Genomic DNA, 18,176 nt, shown 5'->3' with positions numbered 1-18,176 from the left:
CCGGGCGGGTCAGCGGCGCAGCGGGACCGACTCGATCAGCGCGACCAGGCCGTCGGCGTCCAGCAGGTCGACGGGGCGGACGGTCCTGTTGAAGCGCACGTAGTGGAAGGCGGCGCCCACCCGCTCCAGCGGCACCCCGGCCAGGTGCGACCACGCCAGCCGGTAGGCGGCCAGCTGCACGGCCGCGCCGCGGGCCGCCTTGCCGGAGGGCGGGCGGCCCGTCTTCCAGTCGACCACCTCGTAGGAGCCGTCGTCCCGCTCGAAGACGGCGTCCATGCGGCCGCGCACCAGCCGGTCGGCGATCATGGTCTCGAACGGGACCTCCAGGTCGAGCGGCTCCCTGCCCGCCCACTCGCTCTCCTCGAAGCGTTCCTGCAGCTCCGCCAGCCGGGCGTCGATCTCCTCCGGCTCGTCGTAGGCGCCGGGCAGCTCGAAGTCGTCGATCAGCCGCTGCTGCCCCCACCTGGACTCCAGCCACTTGTGGAAGGAGGTGCCGCGGCGGGCCAGCGGAGCCGGCTGGGTGGGAACGGGCCGGCGGATCCTGCGGGCCAGCGCGCGCGGGTCGGTGGCGAGCGTGACCAGCGAGGAGACGGTCAGCCTGGCGGGCAGCTCCACCACGGTCTGCGTGCGGCGCCCGCCGGAGGCCCGCTCCCTGAGCAGCAGGTCGGTGTCGCGCGCCCAGGCCCGCAGCCGCTCCGCGTCGCCCTCGCCGATCTCCTCCGCGCCCTCCGCGCCCTCCGCACTCTCCACGCCCTCCGTGTCGGGCTCGTCGTCGAGCCCGGCCGTCTCCCCCAGGTCGGGCGGCTCCATCAGCGCCCGCAGCACCAGGTCGGCGCCCTCCTCGATGGCCTGCCGGCGAACGCCGCCGGGAGCGAGCGGCCAGGTGGCCTCCGCGGGCTCGGCGAGCAGCGGGTTGGTGGCCCCCTCCGCCGGCTCCGGCGCCCAGCAGGCGACCCTGCCGCAGGTGTCCCTGATCTCCAGCAGGAAGTCGGACGGCTCCAGCGGCTTGGACGCGGTCCCCCACCGGTACCCGGAGGCGATGAGGTGGTAGTGGGCGCGGGTGACCGCCACATAGGCCAGGCGGCGCTCCTCCATCAGGTCACGGTCGCGGCAGCGCTCGTCGAAGGCGTCCAGCTCGTCCCTGGTGAGCCCGGCCAGCCTGGGCAGGTCGGCGACGTCGCCGCGCAGCGGGTAGGGCAGCTTGCGCGGATTGTCGGTCCAGCGGCTGTTGGTGACCGGGGTGGAGGGGAAGATGCTGCCCTTGGTGATGCCGGTCCTGCCCACCAGCTGCGACAGCCCCGGCACGACGACGATCGGCCACTCCAGGCCCTTCGAGGCGTGGACGGTCATCAGCTTCACGCTGTTGCTCTCACCGACCCTGCCGGCCTCCAGGCCGAACTCCTCGCTCTCTGCCGCCTCCAGGTAGGCCAGGAAGGCGCCGAGCGTCGGGTCCTCGGCGTCGCCCGCGAAACGGGAGGCGGCGTCGAGGAAGGCGTCCAGATCCGCGCGGGCCGCGACGGCGCCTGCCGTACCGGCTCGGGCCGCCACCTCGATGTCGAGGCCCATGCGGCGCTCGGCCTCGGTGATCAGGTCGGGCAGCGGCTGGTGCGTGTGCGCGCGCAGGTGGCGCAGCTCCTGGGCGAGCGCCACCATCCTGGTCCTGGCCAGCGGCGAGAACGCCTCCAGCCACTCCGGCCGGTCCGGCAGCTCGTCCAGCGCGTCGACCAGGCTGCCGCGCTCCTCGGCGAGGTCCGCGACGGCCTGGTCCAGCGGGTCGGCCACGCGCTCGGTGCCCTCGCGCAGCTCACGGTTCAGCTCCCTGGCGAACTCGCCGAGCTGCCGCAGGTCCGCCGGGCCGATCCGCCAGCGCGGGCCCGCCAGCAGCCGGGCCAGCGCGTCGCCCGCGCCCGCGTCGTACAGCACCCTCAGCGTGGCCACGAGGTCACTGACCTCCGGCACGGTCAGCAGCCCGCCGAGGCCCACCACCTCGACCGGGATGTCGCGCTCCTCGAGCGCCCGGCGCAGCACGGGGAACTGCGACCGCTTGCGCGCCAGCACCGCGATGTCCTGGGGCTGGACGGCCGGCGTCTTCTTGCGCTCCCCACCGCCCCACGGCAGGCCGTCGGGCGCCACCTCATGGCCGAGCGCCTGCCTGACCTGCTCGGCCACCCACCGCGCCTCGTCCTCGGCGGTCTCGTGGAAGGCGCACGTCACGCGGCCCCTGTCGACCCGGTTCGGCCCCGGCACGAGCACCGGCACCTCGCGGGCCTCCATGCGCAGCGGCAGCTGGACGCGCGCGGCCACGTCGAGGACCCGGTCGCCGTTGCGGAAGCTGACGCTCAGCTGCCTGACCGGCGCCGGGTCGCCCTTGGCCGTCGGGAAGTCGGCGACGAAGCGCCGCAGGTTGCCCGACGAGGCGCCGCGCCAGCCGTAGATGGACTGGCAGGGGTCGCCGACGGCGGTGACCGGGTGGCCGGTGCCGTACAGGCTCCTGAGCAGGACGAGCTGGGCGTGACTGGTGTCCTGGTACTCGTCGAGCAGCACCACCGAGTAGCGGGCACGCTCGATGCGGCCCACGTCGGGATGGTTGGCGGCGATGCGGGCCGCCAGCGACATCTGGTCGCCGTAGTCGATCACCTCGCGGGCCCGCTTGAGCCGCTCGTAGGCCTCCACCAGGGGAAGCAACTGCTCGCGGGCGTCGTGCACGCCGATCGGCCGGCGCTGGCGGACGGTGGTCGCCTCGCCCCGGCGCTCGCGCAGCCACTCGCCCACCCTCCTGACGTCCGCGCTCGAACGCAGGTGCTCCGACATCTCACCCGCCAGCTCCAGCACGGCGGCCGTGACCGAGGGCGGGCCCAGCTCGATCCGGTCCATCGGCCCGTCGTACATCGCGACCACCCGCGAGGCCAGCTGCCACGAGACGGCGGGCGTGACCAGGCGCATCGTCGGTTCGAGCGCCTCGCGGACGGCGTGGTCGGTGACCAGGCGGGCGGCGTAGGCGTGATAGGTCGAGACGGTCGGCTCGTTGTCGAGCACCTGCGCCGGCACCAGCCCCGCCTCGGCCAGGCCGTTCAGGCGCTCCCGCACGCGGTGGGCCAGCTCGGCGGCGGCCTTGCGGGTGAAGGTGAGACCGAGGACGCGCTCGGGTTTGACCAGGCCGTTGGCCACCAGCCAGACGACCCGGCCCGCCATGGTCTCGCTCTTGCCCGAGCCCGCTCCTGCCATGACGACCATGGGTTCGAGCGGCGCCTCGATGACCGCGGCCTGCTCCGGCGTGGGCGGCAGGATGCCGAGCTTGTCCGCCAGCTCGACGGGGCTCAGCACACCTGCCCCCCGCTGTCGTTGACCGGGCAGCTCCCCTTGGCCGCGCACGTGCGGCAGCCGTCGTTGACCTTCGCCTGGAAGAACGGGCCCGACATGCCGATGGCGACCGTGTCGACCATGTCCCTGGCCCAGTTGTCGTCCCTGTCGAGCGGGGCCTGCGCCTGCTCCTTGGCCTCCTTGCCGGCGGCCTTGCCGACCTGCACCAGCGCGGCGCCGCCCGGCTCGGCCAGGCCGTGCCGCTTGAACGCGTCCAGCAGCACCGCCAGCTGGTAGACGCCGAGCTGAGGATGCCGGTCCAGCTCCTCGGGCCGCGGCTTCGAACTGCCGGTCTTGAGGTCGATGATGAACGCCCTGCCCTGCTCGTCCATCTCCACCCGGTCGACCCGGCCCTTGATCTGCACGCCCTCCGACACCATCGCCACGAACGACTCCTCCGTGGCGACGACGGTCCTGCCGTTGCGGCGCTGCCACTCCATGAACTTGGCGATCATCTGCTCGGCGACCCTGCGCTGCTTGCGGTTGAACCAGACGCCGCCGAAGTCGAGCTCGGTCCAGATGTCGTCGAGCCGCTTGCCCAGCAGCTCCTCCCCGGCCAGATCCTCGGTGGCCAGAACGGCCAGCGCGTGGACGACCGTGCCGAGACCCTGCGCCGAACTCGTGCCCGCCGCGCCCACCGCCGTCTCCAGCAGCCAGCGCAGCCCGCACTTGGTGAAGCTCTCCACGGCCGAGGGCGAGATGCGCACGATGCCGTCGGGCCAGCTCAGCGGGCGATCGTCGGACAGCGGGGTGAGCGCGTACCACTCGCTGGGATGCGCGCCCTGTACACCCTGCCTGGCAAGGCGCGCCAGATGCCGCGCCGCCTGCGTGCGCATGCGCTCCGGCTGCGCGGCGTCGGTGACCACGCTGCGCAGGTCGGCGACGAGCGCGGCCAGGTTCAGCCACCTGGCGTGGTCGTCGACCGTCGCCTCCTCCACCGCGCCCGGCATCAGCTCCGACAGGAACCTCGACGGACGCTCGTCGGCGTCCTCTCCGCCGATCGCGGTGACGACCAGCTTCTCCCGCGCCCTGGTGGCGGCCACGTAGAACAGGCGCCGCTCCTCGGCCAGCTGCCTGGCGGCCAGCGCGGCGACGGTCGCGTCCGTGGAGTCGAGCGGCGCGCCCTCGGCCAGCTCGACCAGCTCGTCGATGCCCAGCAGCGAGCCCTTGAGCCTGATGTCGGGCCACACCCCCTCCTGGACGCCCGCCACGACGACCAGGTCCCACTCCAGGCCCTTGGACCGGTGCGCGGTGAGCACCCTGACCGCGTCGCCGTCCGGGGCCCGCTCGGCGAGCGTGTCGCCGGGGATCTCCTGGGAGGACAGATCCTCCAGGAACACCTCAGGGCCCGCCTTCGGCATCCGGTCCACGAACCTGGCGGCGTAGTCGAAGAGGGCGACCACGGCGTCCAGGTCCCTGTCGGCCTGCGCTCCCCTGGCGCCGCCCGCGAGGCTGAGGTCGGTCCACCGCTCGGCCAGGCCGCTGGCCTGCCACACCGCCCAGATCACGTCCTCCGCCGTGCCCCCGGCCTGTACGGCGTCGCGGGCGGTCTGGATGAGCTTGGCCACGCGTTCGGCGGGATGGGCGATGTGCGGCTCGATCCTGACCAGCTCTCTGACGTCCTTGAGGGCGGCGATGAGCAGCTCGCCCGACGACCGCGGCGGCCCGGACCGGTCCCGAGGCGCGACCTTCCCGGCGTCTTCGAGCGTGTCGGGGCCAGCGGACGTGTCGGAACCGGCGGACGCGTCGGAGCCGGCGGACGCGTCGGGACCGGCGGACGCGTCAGCGGGTCCGGCGGAGGGGCGCGCTTTCCCGGCAGCGGTCAGCCCGGCACCGCCACCCGGACCGGTCGTCCCGGCCGGACCGGACACCCCGGCGCGGCCGGGTCGGCCGGTCGGCTCGGTGAGGGAGACGGGCTGGACCTGATCGGCCACCTCGGCCGGCCCGCCGTCGCCCGTGATGCCGCTGACCCCAGTCATGCCGCTGGCCCCGGCTCCAGTCAGGCCGCCAGCCCCAGTCACGCCGCCGGCTCCAGTCATGCCGCCGGCCCCGGTCGGGCCGCTGACGCCGGCTGGGTCGGAGTCGCCGGGGGCGAGTGGGGCGCCGTCGACGGGGACCTCGTCGACAGCGGGCAGGAGGTGGGTGATCTCGTTCTCGGCGATCTTGAGGGCGCGCCTGAGCCGGCGGACGCCGAGCATGTCGGTGCCCCCCAACGGCCCGGTCAGCAGTTCCTCGGCCGCCGCCTCGTCGAGCGCGCGCGGGTCGAGGACGACGCGGAGCGTGGTGAGCAGCGGACGGACGCCGGGCTCCTGCGCCAGCGGCACCTCGTCGCCCGCCACCATCGTCGGCACACCGGCGCTCACCAGCGCACGCCTGAGCAGCGGCACCTGCCGGGTGGCCGACCGCACCAGCACGGCCATCCGATGCCACGGCATCCCGTCGATGAGGTGGGCCCGGCGGAGGGTGTCGGCGACCACCGCCGCCTCCTGACTGACGCTGTCGGCCAGGAGCACCCGGACCTGCCCGGGGTCGACGTCCTCGGGCGCGACCAGGTCCCGGTGACCGCGCGCTTGCCGCCGGTCGGGCCGCTCCCACGCCTTCCTGGCCTCCCCCGGACGCGTCCCGGCCACCGGGGGGACACGAGCGTCCGAGGCGGCGGAAGGCCGCCCGCCGGACGCCGCCGGGTAGCCGACGCTGGGAGCGGGAGCGGCGGGCAGGCGGGCGGCGACGCGGCGCGAGGCGGCCAGCAGGTCGGTGCCGCTGCGGCGCGAGACGTGGAGCGCCACCACGGGCGCGGGACGCCCCGCACGGTCGCGGAAGCGTTCGGGGAAGCGCAGGATCCCCTGGACGTCAGCCCCGCGGAAGCCGTAGATCGACTGGTCGGGGTCGCCGACGGCGACGAGGTCGCGCCCGTCGCCCGCCAGCTGGCGCAGCAGGTGCTCCTGCGCGGGATCGGTGTCCTGGTACTCGTCGACGAACACCGCGTCGTACGCCGAGCGCTCGCGGTGCCGTACCGAGGGGTCGGCGAGCAGCGCGGCGGCGGCTCTGACCAGTTCGGCGTAGTCGAGCGACAGCTCGGGGTCGAGGTCGAACCGTTCCTGGTAGCGCTGGGAGAAGCGGCCCGCGGCCGCCCAGTCCGCCCTGCCGTACTGCCGGCCCAGCTCCACCAGGCGCGCCGCGTCGAGGCCGCGCTCGCCCGCGCGGGCCAGGAAGTCGCGTAGCTCCTCGGCGAAGCCGCGCGTCTTGAGCGCCTCGCGCAGCGACTCGGGCCACAGGCGGGCGCCGTCCTCGAGCTCGCCGTGGAGCAGGCGGCGGATCTCCAGCAGCTGTTCGGGACCGGTGAGCAGGCGCGGCGGCTCCCTGCCCTCGAGGACGGCCTCCCTGCGCAGCAGCGCGTAGGCGTAGCTGTGGAAGGTGAGCGCGAGCGGGGTCCTGGTGGTGCGGCGCATGCGGCTGGTCACCCGCTGGCGCAGTTCCTCGGCCGCCTTGCGGCTGAAGGTGAGGATGAGAACGCGTTCGGGGTCGACGCCGCGCCGCTCGACGCGGTCGACGACGGCCTCGACGATCGTGGTGGTCTTGCCGGTGCCGGGGCCCGCGAGGACCAGCAGCGGGCCGCCTGGGTGCTCGACCACGGCGCGCTGGTCACGGTCGAGCGCAGGGGCCGCACCGGGCCCACTGCCTCGTCGCCGCACCAACCGCCAGGTCTGAGAACTCACAGCACTAGATTCCACCAGACCACAGGGACAGATCGTGCCGACTTGCCCGGTCTCCCTGCGCGATCCGCCCACCGTACCGGGAGAAATCGTCGCGCCCGTTTTCCGACACGCCCGCTTTCCTGCCGATCTGTACGGCACGCAGGGCTCCATCGGCACTGGTCGAGCCGGCGCCACGCGTCCGGCCAGGCCGGTCCCCCGCCGGACACGAGGGACCGCGCCCGTTCCCCTCCGTTTCCCCTACGTCAGATCTCGCGGAGTGCGGCGCTGAGGTTGCCCAGGCCGATCGGGCCCAGGTTGAGGGCGGCGGTGTGCCACTGCTTCAGGTCGAAGCCCGGCTTGCGGGCGGCCTCGGCACGCGCCTCCAGCCACGCCCGCTCGCCCAGCTTGTAGCTGATCGCCTGCGCGGGCCAGCCGAAGTACCTGACGATCTCGGCGTGGACGCTGTGCGGCAGCGCGCGGCCACGGTCACGCAGCGTCTCGCAGGCCTTCTCGAAGCTCCACCGGGAGCCGTCGGGCAGCGGCAGGTCCAGGTGGACGCCGATGTCGATCACGACGCGCGCGGCCCTGAGGGCCGATTCGGCCAGCATGCCCATGCGGGTGCCCGGCTCGGTGTGCCAGCCCAGCTCGTCGGCCAGCCGCTCGGCGTACAGCGCCCAGCCCTCGCCGTGCCCGCTGACCCAGGAGAACTTCGAGAAGCGCGACATCCGGTCACCCGCCACGGCGACCGCGCCGATCTGCAGGTGGTGTCCGGGGACGCCCTCGTGGAAGACGACCGACAGCTCGTTCCACGTGGCGAACCGCTCCCGCCCGCCCACCGGCCACCAGGTGCGGCCGGGGCGCGTCAGGTCCTCGCTCGGCCCCGTGTAGTACGGCGCGCCGGCCGTCGAGCCTGGCAGCAGCTTCACGTCGACCGTGCGCAGCGGCTCGGCGATGTCGAAGTGGGTGCCGTGCAGCGCCTCGACGGCGAAGTCGTGCCTGTCCCTGAGCCAGGCGTGGAAGGCCTCGGCGCCCTCGACGTACTGCGTCTCGTTGAGGTGCGCGATCGCCTCGTCGACGCTCGCGCCGGGCAGGATGGCGTGGGCCTCCTCGGCCATCTCCTCTTCGATCCTGTGCAGTTCGGCCCAGCCCCACTCGTAGGCGTCGAGCGGGTCGATGTCGGCGCCGAGGTTCTGCCGGGCGGCGACGGCGTAGCGCTCGGGGCCGACGCCGTCGTGCTCGGCGGCCCGCGGCGCGTACTCCCGCAGGAGGTAGCGGGCCGCGTCCGCGTAGCCCTGGTGGGCCTGGGCGGCGGCCTTGGCCAGCTCGCCGGCCAGCGGCCCGTCGCCGTAGGCGGCGACCAGGTCGTCGTGCGTGCCCGCGTACTGTTCGGCCTGGGCCGCGCCCTCCACCGCCTGCCGTCGTGCCGCCACCAGTCCCCTGCGCAGACCTTCGTCGAGCGAGGCCCGCCAGCTCGCCAGCATCTCCGGCACCGCGGCCAGGTGCGCGGCCACCGCGCGCCACTTGTCGTCGTCGCCGGTGGACAGCAGGTCGACGCTGTCCCGCACCGAGGAGAGCATGCCGAAGGGGCTGCGCAGGTCGCGGTACTGCTCGCCGGTCTCGAACCACGCGGCCTGCGCCTGCAGGCGTTCCCGCAGGTGGTCGGCGGCGCGGCGGTCGTCGGCCGAGGTGGGCCTGAGGGTGTCGAGCTCGGCCAGCGTGGACCTGGTCAGCTCGTGCCTGGCGGCGTGTCCCTCGGGGCTGTAGTCGGTGGCCACGCCGAAGTCGCCGGTGATTCCGAGGTAGACGGCATCGATGGGGTCGAGCTGAGCCGCTCTGGTGACGTATTCATCACAAAGCCGGAAAATGGGGGTCATTTCGGCAACCGTACCGACTGGGCCCCTGGTGGGCATGTTCTTTTCAGGCCGCCGGCGCCTCGACCGCCGCCATCCGCCTCGGGGAGCCGGGGATGAGCGGTACGGCCAGGAGCGGCGCCAGGGCCGCGAGTGCCCAGACGACGGTCCACGACGACGTCGCGGCCAGCACGACCGGGATCAGGACGGGAGTGAGGAAGCCGGCGGCGAAGAGCGTGGTGCCCTCCAGACCGAGAGCCGCGCCCTCACGTCCCGGACCCGCCATGACGGCGATCTCGGTGTAGGCGACGCCGTGCCACGCGTTGGCCAGCAGCCCGCCCAGCGCGAGGGCGGCGACGGTCAGCGGGGTGGGCGCGTGGGTGAGGACGGCGGCGCCCGCCATGACCACCGCGATGAGCACGCCGATCCCCTTGATCATGGTACGGCGGTCGCCGCCGCGGTCGCTGAGCCGTCCCGTCCACACCCTGGCCGCGCCCCCACCGAGCTGCGCGATCAGTACGACCAGGCCGGCCAGCGCCATGCCCTCGCCCTTGACGTCGTGCAGGAAGATCGCGGAGAAGGCCAGCACGGCGAACTGCGGCACCGTCAGCAGCCCGCCGGCCAGCGCGAAACGCCAGACGTCCCAGCGGCGAAGCGGGGAGGCGGAACGCTCGCGCACGACGGCGGCGACCTCGGCGGCGGGCAGCCAGCGCCACGTGGCGGCCGCGGTGAGCGCGAAGAACCCGGCCAGCACGCCGTAGACCAGCGCGAAGCCGTGGGCCTCGGCCAGCCACGGCAGCAGGGCGACCCCGACCGCGCCGCCGACGGGGATCGCCGTCTGCCGCACGCTCATGGCGAAGCCGCGTTGCCCGTCGGCGAACCAGGTCATGACCGCCCGTCCCGAGGAGCCGTTGACGCTGCCGCCCAGCGCCCCCGCGGCCACCATGCAGGCGGCCAGCGCCGCCACGGAGTGAAGGGGGACCAGCGCCATCATCGCCATGAGCGCCCCCGTCGAGAGCAGGCCGGTGAGCAGGATCCGGCGGTCGCCGTACCTGTCGGTCAGCAGTCCCCACCCGATCTCGGAGATCGCCACGCCGAGCCCCAGACCGCCCAGGACCAGTCCGAGCCGGCCGGTCGAGAGGTGGTAGTCGGCGCGCATCGTGACCCCCGTGACCGGCAGCCCGGAGAACATCGCTGAGAAGCTCGCCTGCGCGGCGACACCCAGCGACAGGACGATCCATCGGTGGTTGGGTCCTGGCACGATCAGCTCCCTGTAATAACCGGCAAAGGCGGTTATCTGACCGTCGCAGGCCACAAACTAACCTGTCAAGTCGGTTACTATGGGGTTCGTGGAGTTCACCTTCGTCAGCGGGAACCTGGGCCTCGACCTCGCCGGGACGGTCGGCCACCGGCGCAACGAGCGCGTCGACCTGCTGAGCACGCCCGCCGACCTGGCCCGGTGGACGGTCGCCGCCGGGCTGCTGGACGCCCCGCCCGCCGCGGACGCGGACGACCTGGCGCGGGCCAGGGCGCTGCGCGAGGCGATCTACCGGCTGGCTTCGGCCGTACGGCTCGGCGCCGGGTTCGAGCCCGCCGACCTCGACCTGGTCAACCAGGCCGCCGGGGGGCGGCTCCCGGACGTGCGGCTGCTCCCGTCCGGGGACGTGGCGCGCGCGGGAGACGTGGCCGCCGCCCTCGCCACCGCCGCCAGGGCGGCGATCGACCTGCTCGGCGGGGCCCAGGCGGCGAGCGTCAGGGAGTGCGAGGCCGCCCCCTGCACCCGGCTGTACGTGGACACCTCGCACCGGCGCACGCGGCGGTGGTGCGACATGCGCGGATGCGGCAACCGAGCCAAGGCCGCCGCCTTCCGCGCACGAGCCTCCGGCTGATCCGGCCACGGCACGACTCTCGCCGGGTCAGGCGGGCAGCGGCACGGCCGTGGGCACGCCCGTCTAACCACCGCGAGGCCGCTCGCCGTCCCCGCTGACCGGCATGCGGCCGCCGCGGGCCTCAACGGACGACGAAACCGCGCCAGACGACGCGACGCCTGTTCTCCACGGGCCACTCGCCGGCGCGGACCCCGGAGTGGACGAGCGCGATCAGGGCGGCGCCCATGCCGCCGACGACCAGCACGCCCACGAGCAGCATCAGGATGTGTCCCATGTTCACGACGAGCTCCGATCTAATTGAAACTTAAACTAGATGCGTTCAACCCCTGGAACGCACGGCGCATTCCCCTGTTGCGCCGGACGGCGGCAGGCCGCTAGGGTCCGGGCAATGATCGATCGGAGGAGGTGAGGAACCGCATGTCGTCCGCCATGTCGTCGTGCTCCCCCTCCGGACGGGTGTCCGCCTGAGGGAGCGCTCCCGCAAGGAGATCCCTTGACCGAAACCGACTTTCGCGCTCTCACCGACGAGCGCGAGTTCCCCCTGTTCGACCGCGTCACCCGCCTTCCTGACTCCGGCGTCGGCCGGCGCAGCCGTACCTTCGCCGAGCTCGCGGCCGATGGCGAGTACCGGCCCGCCTGGGTCTGGATCGCCCAGCGCGGCGACGAGGTCGTCGCCCGCGCCGCGTTCTGGGGCCCGGCCGACGCCGAGCACCCGTGGGCCCTCGACTTCTTCGACTTCGACACCGTCGAGACGGGCGCCGCCCTGCTCCGCGCCGCCTACGCCGCCCTCGTCCCACCCGGCTACCACTCCCCGCTGGGCAGGCGGCCCGAATACCACCTCTTCCTGCCCGCCGACTGGCGCGAGCGTCCCGACGCCAGGGCCGACGCCGACGCGCGGGCCAAGGCGGCCGAGCTGGCCGGCCTGGACTTCCACGTGGAACGGCTCAACCTCACCTGGAAGCGCGAGGACGGCCTGCCGTCCCGTCCGGCCAGGCTGACGTTCAGCCCCGTCACGGACGACGAGGTGCTGCTCGACCTCCTGGCGAACGTCCTGATCGGCAGCCTCGACGCCTGGGACAGCCGCGAGCTGCTCACCAGGACGCCGCGCGAGGTGGCCGCCGAGACGATGACGCTGCTCGCGGACATGCCCGGTGGACGCGGCCGGTGGCGGCTGGCCCACGACGCGTCCGGCGCGCTCGTGGGGATGGTCATGCCCACCAGGAACGCGAAGTCGGCGACCGTCGGCTACATCGGCGTCGACCATCGCCATCGCGGCAACGGCTATGCCTTCGACCTGCTTGCCGAGGCGATGCACCTGTTCGCCGAGGAAGGAGAGACGGAGATCAACGACAACACCGACGCGGGCAACGCGCCCATGGCGGCCGTCTTCGAACGGGCCGGATACCGCGTGTCCGGCCGCCGCATGCTCTTCACCTGAGCCGCTTCCCGTGGCGGCCGGCACCCGCCGGTCGCCGCACGCTCTTCACCCGAGCCGTTTCCCGCATGCCACGTCAGCCGCATCACCGCGCGACCGGCCGCACGCCGTGGCCCGGTGGCCCGGCCGCCCGGTGATCAGTCGCTCGCCGGGAGCCGACCGCCGGGCCCAGCCAGGCCGGCGATCGCCGTCCGCAGGCGAACGGCCCGCCCGGCCGGCGTCCTGGCCTTGAGCAGCGGGAGGATCAGCAGGTAGCGGCCGGTCTTGTCGAGTGCCTCGAACCGGGCGGCGGCCTCCGGTTCCGCCGCCAGCGCCTCGGCCAGGTCGGCCGGGACGGTGACGTCGCGCTGCGCGGTGTACGCCGCCTCCCAGCGGCCGTCCGCCCGGGCCGTGGCGACCTCCGCGAGACCGGGCGGACGCATGCGCCCCGCGGCGGTCAACCGCTCCACGTGCTCGACGTTCACCCGTGACCAGGGGCTGCCCTTCCGGCGGCGCGAGTACCGCTGCAGGTAGACGTGCTCGTCACAGGACTTGCGCCGGCTGTCGATCCAGCCGTAGCACAGCGCGACCTCCAGCGCCTGCGCGATCGTGACCGATGCGACGGGCGACCCCTTCTTGGCGATCTTCAGCCAGACCCCGCCGCCGGCGTCGTGATGCTCGGCCAGCCACGTCTCCCACCCCGCGGCGTCCGCGAAGAGCATCGCCCGCTCGGGGTCGCCGGCGCTGCTGGTGATGGGTGCTCGCGACATGGGTGGGCCCTTTCCTTCGGTCCGTGACAGGTCCTATCCTCCGCCGCAAAGTGCTCACCGAATGAGCACTTTGTCGGGGAAGTTGACGTCCCGAGTTCGCACCGGTCCGTTCCGCTCGCCAAACTGTTAGCAGTGTTATAGTCAAAAGCAAACACTTGGAGGTGGCCGGTGTCCCCATCCACGGACTTCGCCGCGCAGCGGCGTCCTCGCCGCCTGGTCCTGACGGTGCTCGGTCCACTGCTGGTGTTCATCGTCCCCATGCTCCTCGTCGGTCTGCTCGGCGAGCGCCTGCCCGATCGGGTCACGGTCAACCACTGGAGCTTCGACACCAGGATCGAGTTCACCTGGCGGGACTGGTCCGCGCAGCCGGTCTTCGGCGTGATGGTGTGGATGGAGGCGTTGCTCGTCATCACGTTCCTGCGTTACTGGCGGGTGCCCGTGGTGCAGCGCCTCCTGGTGGCGATCGGCTTCGTGGTCGGTCTCACGATCCCCGTGGCCTTCATGACCTGGTCGCTGGGGCTGGTCGACGTCCTCGGGGACGCGGCGCCGCCGGGCCGGCCCGTGACGGTCGAGATCGCGGGGACCCTGGGGGCCTTCGCGCTCGGATGGATGGCGGCGGGCCCGTCGCCGGCGCACCCCGAGGCCAGGAGCGCCCCGCCCCCGCACGTGAACGCCATGGCGATCGGCCCGTGGCAGCGGGTGATGTTCGTGACCTCCGCCTGGTCGGTTCGCAGCCTGCTGATCGGCGCTCTGCTGGCGGCCGCGGCCGTGTGGGTGGCCGTCCAGGCGTACACCGGATGGCTCGGCGTGGCCCTGCTGGCGTTGTGGACGGTGGTGGAGACGGCGCAGGCGCGTACCCGTCTGCAGATCGACGGCTCCGGCGTCACGATGACGTTGCCCTGGCTGCGGCTGCGCCGCACCGTCCCGTGGGCGCGGATACGCTTTGCCGAGGCCAGGCCCGAGGCCCCCGCCGGCCGCTACAAGCTGGACGACCGGGAGCACGGCTGGGGGGCCGTCAGCGGCAGGGGGCCGGTGCTGGTGCTCTCGCTCGCCGACGACCGTTCGTTCGTGTACTCCACCCCGGAGGCGGACACGGCGGCCGCGCTGGTCAACGGCTGGCTCACCAGGCAACGACGCGAAGAGACGGGCTCATGCTGATCACGGTGGATTTCTCGTCGGCCCAGCCGCTGGCGGACCAGGTGGCGGGCGCCGTACGCGCGGCGCTGGCCGGCGGTACGGCGGGGCCCGGAGACCGGTTGCCCTCAGCGCGCAACGTGGCCGCCACCCTCGGCATCAACCTGCACACCGTCCTGCGGGGCTATCAGCAGCTACGCGACGAGGGCCTGGTCGAACTGCGGCGCGGCCGTACGGCCGTCATCTCAGGTACGGCGGACCAGCTGCGGCTGCGCCTCGCGGCGGCGGCCGAGGAGTTCGCGAAGGCCGCCCGGCAGGCGGGAGCCTCTGACGAGGAGGCGCTCGCCGCGGCCCGGCAGGCGCTCCACAGCCTGCGGGACTGACGCCGCCGTCGCGCATCCGCGATGTCACACGGTGGAGGAACGCGCGAAGGGCCCGGGCGCGTGCCCAAGGCCCTTCCGCGGGAACCCTACGAGAACAGGTGGTCGACGACGCGGGCCGTGGCCTTGCCGTCGTCGCGGGGGGCGTACGTGGCCCTGAACGCCTCGTACCGGTCAGCGTGCGCCGCCGCCACCGTGTCGATCGAGCGCAGCGCCTCCACCACCTCGGCCGACCGCGACAGCACCGGTCCGGGTGCCTGCTCGGCGAGGTCCAGGTACAGCCCGCGCTTCGCCGCGTACTTGTCCAGGTCGTAGGCGAGGAACACGATCGGCCGCCCGGTGGCCACGAAGTCGAACATCGACGAGGAGTAGTCCGTGACCAGCACGTCCGCCACCAGCAGCAGGTCGGACATGTCGGGGTAGGTGGTGACGTCGTGGGCGACGTCCGCGGGCACGACCGGCATGGCCTGCATCGGGTGCGCCCTCACCAGGAGTTCGTGGTCGGCTCCGAGTTCGGCCCTGGCCAGCGACAGGTCCAGCTTGATGGCGCTGTTCTTCCTGTCGTAGTCGCGCCAGGTGGGCGCGTACAGCACGACCTTCTTGCCTTCGGCCAGGCCGAGGCGCCGCCGTATGGCCGCCGCGAGAACCTCCCTGTCCGGCGAGGTGAGGACGTCGTTGCGCGGCAGCCCGCTCTCCAGCACCTCGCCCTTGTAGCCGAACGCCTCCCGCAGGACGGGCGTGGCCCACGGCGACTGCGACAGCAGCACGTCCCAGCCGCGGACTTCGGCGGCCTGCCGGTGCCAGACGGGCGGGCGCGGGTCGCGCGACATGTGGGGCAGGTCGTTGCCGATGCGCTTGGCCGGTGTGCCATGCCAGGTCTGCAGGACCACCTGGTCCTCGCGCGCCCTGAACCAGGCGGGCAGGAAGGCGTTGGTCACGATGTGTCGGGAACGTGCCAGCGCGGCGTGATGCTCCCTGCTGCCCGCGCGGACGACGGTGGCCGGGCCGGGCGGGACGAAGGCGCCGTCCTTGACGATCCAGATGTGCTCGCGGTCGTCGCCGCGGCGCAGCCGCTCCTCGTAGATGGCACGGACGCTGTCGGCGTAGTGGCGGCCGTCGTTGACGACGTAGACGGTCGCCTCCTGGATCGGCTCGCCGCGCTGGGCCGGGTAGAACACGCGGCGCAGCACGTGGGTGCCCGCCACGCCCTTCTCGTCGGCCGGCCGGGTCTCCTCGGCCATCAGCACGGGCACGTCGAAGCGGGTGGAGACGAACCGGTAGCCGCGTCCGGAGAAGGAGTGCCACGTCTCGTCGAGGGTGGGCAGCGCGCCGTGGGCCATGCGCGCGGGGACGATCTCGCCCGTGGGGTGGCGCACGGACAGGTTCCAGGTGCCGGAGGGCATCGGGATCCGCTCGCCGAACCGCTCCGTCTCCGACGGCGTCAGCCGTACCGTGAACTGGTGGCCCGTGCGGGTCATGTCCGCGTGGAACATCAGCCCCGAGCGGTGCCGCATCGACAGGCGACGGGGCCCTTCGGCGTCCGGGTACTCGCCGCGCAGTTCGAGGACGGGTCCGTCCCAGGTGGCGGAGGTGATGACGGGCCTGATCCGGTGCGCGGAGACGACGACGCGGTCGCGCCGGTCGCCGAGCACGGTGATCTCCCTGTCGCCGACGGTGGCCCTGGTCTCCTCCAGGGAGTCGCCGAGCATGACCGAGGCCGCCGGGTCGCCCTTGGGCTCGACCCACAGCCTCCGGCCGTCCTTCTCCTGCAGCAGAGCCGGTACGGCCAGCGCCACGGTGACGTTGGTGCCGCCCTCGACGGGGTGGAACTCGGCCGCCATGCGGTGGCCGCCCAGCCTGGCGTGGCCCTTGGTGCAGGTGCGTCCGGGCAGGAAGACGGTCAGTTCGAGACGCTCGCCGTCGAGCCGGACCCCGGTCAGCTCGGCCCGGTTCGGCTGGAGCACGACCTGGAGCGCCCGGTCGGAGGTCCACACGGGGCGCACCCACCAGCGCGGCTTGACGCGCAGCCCGGCGGGCCGTTCGGTCCTGCCGAGCGAGGCGCCGCGCAGCAGGCCGGTGGCCCGCGCGCCGCGCGACCAGAAGACGATCTCGGCCCGCCAGGTGGTGGTGTCCTGGACGGCGGGCCGGTGGCGCATCTTGCGCCGCACCGCCGACACGACGGCGCGCAGCGAGGCGCGCCAGCGCAGCGGCCACGGGCTGAGGGTGGCGGTGAAGCCGGACCAGTCGTAGTTGCAGCCCGGCTCGCGCGCGGCGTGGGTGGCCTCGGGGGCGAGCGTGCGGCGGGTGCGCATGCGGACGGGCGGCAGCCAGCGGGGACCGCGCAGCACGACGGTGGCCCGGTTGAAGCGGCGGCTGCGCACGGACAGGCCGGCCAGGTAGGCGTAGCCGTCGACGCGCAGCCGGCCGTTCTCCCAGACGATGTCGTCGATCTGGGTGACCGGCACCAGGTCGGAGCGGCGCAGGCGGTAGAGGTCGGCGGGCAGCTCGTCGGCGAACGGCAGGTCGGCGTACCAGCGCAGGCCCCTGCGGATGCGCTTGGACGGCTCGGCGGCGGCCGTGACGACCTTGGTGAGGGTGTCGCCGTCGATCAGCTCCGCGTCGGGACGGTGCTCGACGAGGTGGTAGGCGAGGCGGCGCTCGACGGGCAGTGCGCGCTTGACCTCGGCGTCGACCTCGGCCAGGTAGGGCTTGAACAGGTTGACCAGCTCGCGCCTGCGGGCGGCGCCGCGCTTGACGGCCTGGTCGAAGCGCGGCCCGAGCGAGCCGCTGAGCACCGCGGCGTCGAACGCGCGTCGTTCGGTGGCCGGCAGGCCTCCTGCCCGGACGGTCCGCATGATCGCGTCGAGCGGCTCCCCCCGGTCACAGAGGTCCTGGACAACCTTCAGGCGCTCGGCGACGACATCGCCGGTTGGGGTGGCCATGAAGGGCACCGCCTTTCGGACCCGGGAACGGTGGGCAGTCCCTCGCTATGGTAATGCGCGTCACATACCGTAAATCCGCAAAAAGGGTGTCATGCCAGGTCAGTTGGTTCCTGAAAGTCCTCTGTAGGCAGCCATCGGGCATCGCGCATGTCCACGCGTTCGCCACGCAGCGGCGTGCCCTCCTCCCGCCAGTGCGGCAGTGCCCGGTCGACCAGGCCGGATGCGGCGGTTCCGTCGGCGTGCACGACGCGCCACCACGGCACGCCGCCGCCCCACGTCGACATCACGGTGCCCACCTGCCGCGGCCCGCCCTCACCGAGATACTCGGCGATGTCGCCGTAGGACATGACCTGGCCGGGCGGGATGCGTTCGACGAGGTCGAGCACCCGCTCGCCGTACGGTGTCACCACGCGGCGGGCCCTGCGGCGAGGATCTCGTCGAGTTTGCCGATGGCGTCACCGTCGACCTCGATGACGCCGTCACGCAGGTAGTAGTGCTCGCCGTCCTCGCCGCGCAGCCGGCCGCCGAGGACCGCGGCCAGCCGGACGAGCTGGGCGACGTCCCAGTCGGAGGCGGGCGTGCCGACGACGCGGTCGCGCCAGCGCGCGACGGGGTGGTGCTCGTTCCCGGCCAGGATCTCCCCGGGTTCGCGCAGCGAGAACCCGGCGGGCGCTATCGCTCTCGCGAGCTCGGCGAAGGCGAGCGGAGACTCACGCTCCACGTGCAGCTCGTAGCTCATGAG

Annotated in this window: 13 protein-coding genes; 4 read left to right on the top strand and 9 right to left on the bottom strand. The window is 73.3% G+C overall.

Going from position 1 to position 18,176, the window contains the following annotated elements; translation table 11 throughout:
• Nucleotides 1–9: 9 nt before the first annotated feature.
• The 4 genes from ACWENQ_RS22415 to ACWENQ_RS22400 all read right to left on the bottom strand — a co-directional run bounded on the left by ACWENQ_RS22415 (nucleotide 10) and on the right by ACWENQ_RS22400 (nucleotide 10,166).
• A complete protein-coding gene (locus ACWENQ_RS22415) occupies nucleotides 10–3,324 on the bottom strand; it encodes an ATP-dependent helicase (RefSeq protein ID WP_452415905.1) in 3,315 nt (1,104 codons plus the stop codon).
• A complete protein-coding gene (locus ACWENQ_RS22410) occupies nucleotides 3,318–7,052 on the bottom strand; it encodes an ATP-dependent helicase (protein WP_452415932.1) in 3,735 nt (1,244 codons plus the stop codon). The genes ACWENQ_RS22415 and ACWENQ_RS22410 overlap by 7 nt, the downstream gene beginning before the upstream one ends.
• Before the next feature lie 266 nt (nucleotides 7,053–7,318).
• Entirely contained in the window at nucleotides 7,319–8,929 is a 1,611-nt protein-coding gene (locus tag ACWENQ_RS22405) for a DUF885 domain-containing protein (protein WP_452415903.1), read from the bottom strand.
• Nucleotides 8,930–8,972: 43 nt separating this feature from the next.
• Nucleotides 8,973–10,166 (bottom strand): MFS transporter, encoded by a 1,194-nt coding sequence (locus ACWENQ_RS22400; RefSeq protein ID WP_452415902.1) that lies wholly within the window; start codon nucleotides 10,164–10,166, stop codon nucleotides 8,973–8,975.
• 88 nt (nucleotides 10,167–10,254) lie between these two features.
• Here ACWENQ_RS22400 and ACWENQ_RS22395 point away from each other — a divergent pair, with 88 nt between their 5' ends.
• The gene (locus ACWENQ_RS22395) at nucleotides 10,255–10,794 is read left to right on the top strand and encodes a CGNR zinc finger domain-containing protein (protein ID WP_449917666.1); all 540 of its coding nucleotides are present in this window, start codon (nucleotides 10,255–10,257) and stop codon (nucleotides 10,792–10,794) included.
• A gap of 121 nt (nucleotides 10,795–10,915) precedes the next feature.
• Here the strand turns inward: ACWENQ_RS22395 and ACWENQ_RS22390 are convergent, their stop codons facing one another.
• A complete protein-coding gene (locus tag ACWENQ_RS22390) occupies nucleotides 10,916–11,074 on the bottom strand; it encodes a hypothetical protein (protein ID WP_449917669.1) in 159 nt (52 codons plus the stop codon).
• A 213-nt stretch (nucleotides 11,075–11,287) separates the two neighbouring features.
• Between ACWENQ_RS22390 and ACWENQ_RS22385 the strand changes: the two genes are divergently transcribed.
• Complete coding sequence (locus ACWENQ_RS22385) at nucleotides 11,288–12,232, top strand: GNAT family N-acetyltransferase (RefSeq protein ID WP_452415901.1); 945 nt, start codon at nucleotides 11,288–11,290, stop codon at nucleotides 12,230–12,232.
• Nucleotides 12,233–12,366: 134 nt separating this feature from the next.
• Here the strand turns inward: ACWENQ_RS22385 and ACWENQ_RS22380 are convergent, their stop codons facing one another.
• On the bottom strand, nucleotides 12,367–12,978 hold the full coding sequence (locus ACWENQ_RS22380) for a YdeI/OmpD-associated family protein (protein WP_452415899.1): 612 nt from the start codon (nucleotides 12,976–12,978) through the stop codon (nucleotides 12,367–12,369).
• A gap of 168 nt (nucleotides 12,979–13,146) precedes the next feature.
• Here ACWENQ_RS22380 and ACWENQ_RS22375 point away from each other — a divergent pair, with 168 nt between their 5' ends.
• Together ACWENQ_RS22375 and ACWENQ_RS22370 are read left to right on the top strand one after the other, a co-directional pair.
• The gene (locus tag ACWENQ_RS22375; protein ID WP_452415898.1) at nucleotides 13,147–14,136 is read left to right on the top strand and encodes a hypothetical protein; all 990 of its coding nucleotides are present in this window, start codon (nucleotides 13,147–13,149) and stop codon (nucleotides 14,134–14,136) included.
• Complete coding sequence (locus ACWENQ_RS22370; RefSeq protein ID WP_449917677.1) at nucleotides 14,130–14,495, top strand: GntR family transcriptional regulator; 366 nt, start codon at nucleotides 14,130–14,132, stop codon at nucleotides 14,493–14,495. The genes ACWENQ_RS22375 and ACWENQ_RS22370 overlap by 7 nt, the downstream gene beginning before the upstream one ends.
• An 86-nt stretch (nucleotides 14,496–14,581) precedes the next feature.
• Here ACWENQ_RS22370 and ACWENQ_RS22365 read toward each other — a convergent pair whose 3' ends face one another.
• From ACWENQ_RS22365 to ACWENQ_RS22355, 3 genes are all read right to left on the bottom strand, one after another.
• Entirely contained in the window at nucleotides 14,582–17,434 is a 2,853-nt protein-coding gene (locus ACWENQ_RS22365) for a CDP-glycerol glycerophosphotransferase family protein (protein WP_452415897.1), read from the bottom strand.
• Nucleotides 17,435–17,523: 89 nt separating this feature from the next.
• A complete protein-coding gene (locus ACWENQ_RS22360; protein ID WP_354905911.1) occupies nucleotides 17,524–17,844 on the bottom strand; it encodes an MGMT family protein in 321 nt (106 codons plus the stop codon).
• Nucleotides 17,838–18,173 carry a hypothetical protein gene (locus ACWENQ_RS22355; protein ID WP_354905909.1) on the bottom strand — a complete coding sequence of 112 codons (336 nt, stop codon included), beginning with the start codon at nucleotides 18,171–18,173 and terminating at the stop codon, nucleotides 17,838–17,840. The genes ACWENQ_RS22360 and ACWENQ_RS22355 overlap by 7 nt, the downstream gene beginning before the upstream one ends.
• Nucleotides 18,174–18,176 lie beyond the last annotated feature (3 nt).

The organism is Nonomuraea sp. NPDC004354 (genome assembly GCF_053602555.1).
The sequence above is the reverse complement of the archived record's forward strand: the minus strand, read 5'-3'. Positions and strand labels throughout refer to the sequence as shown.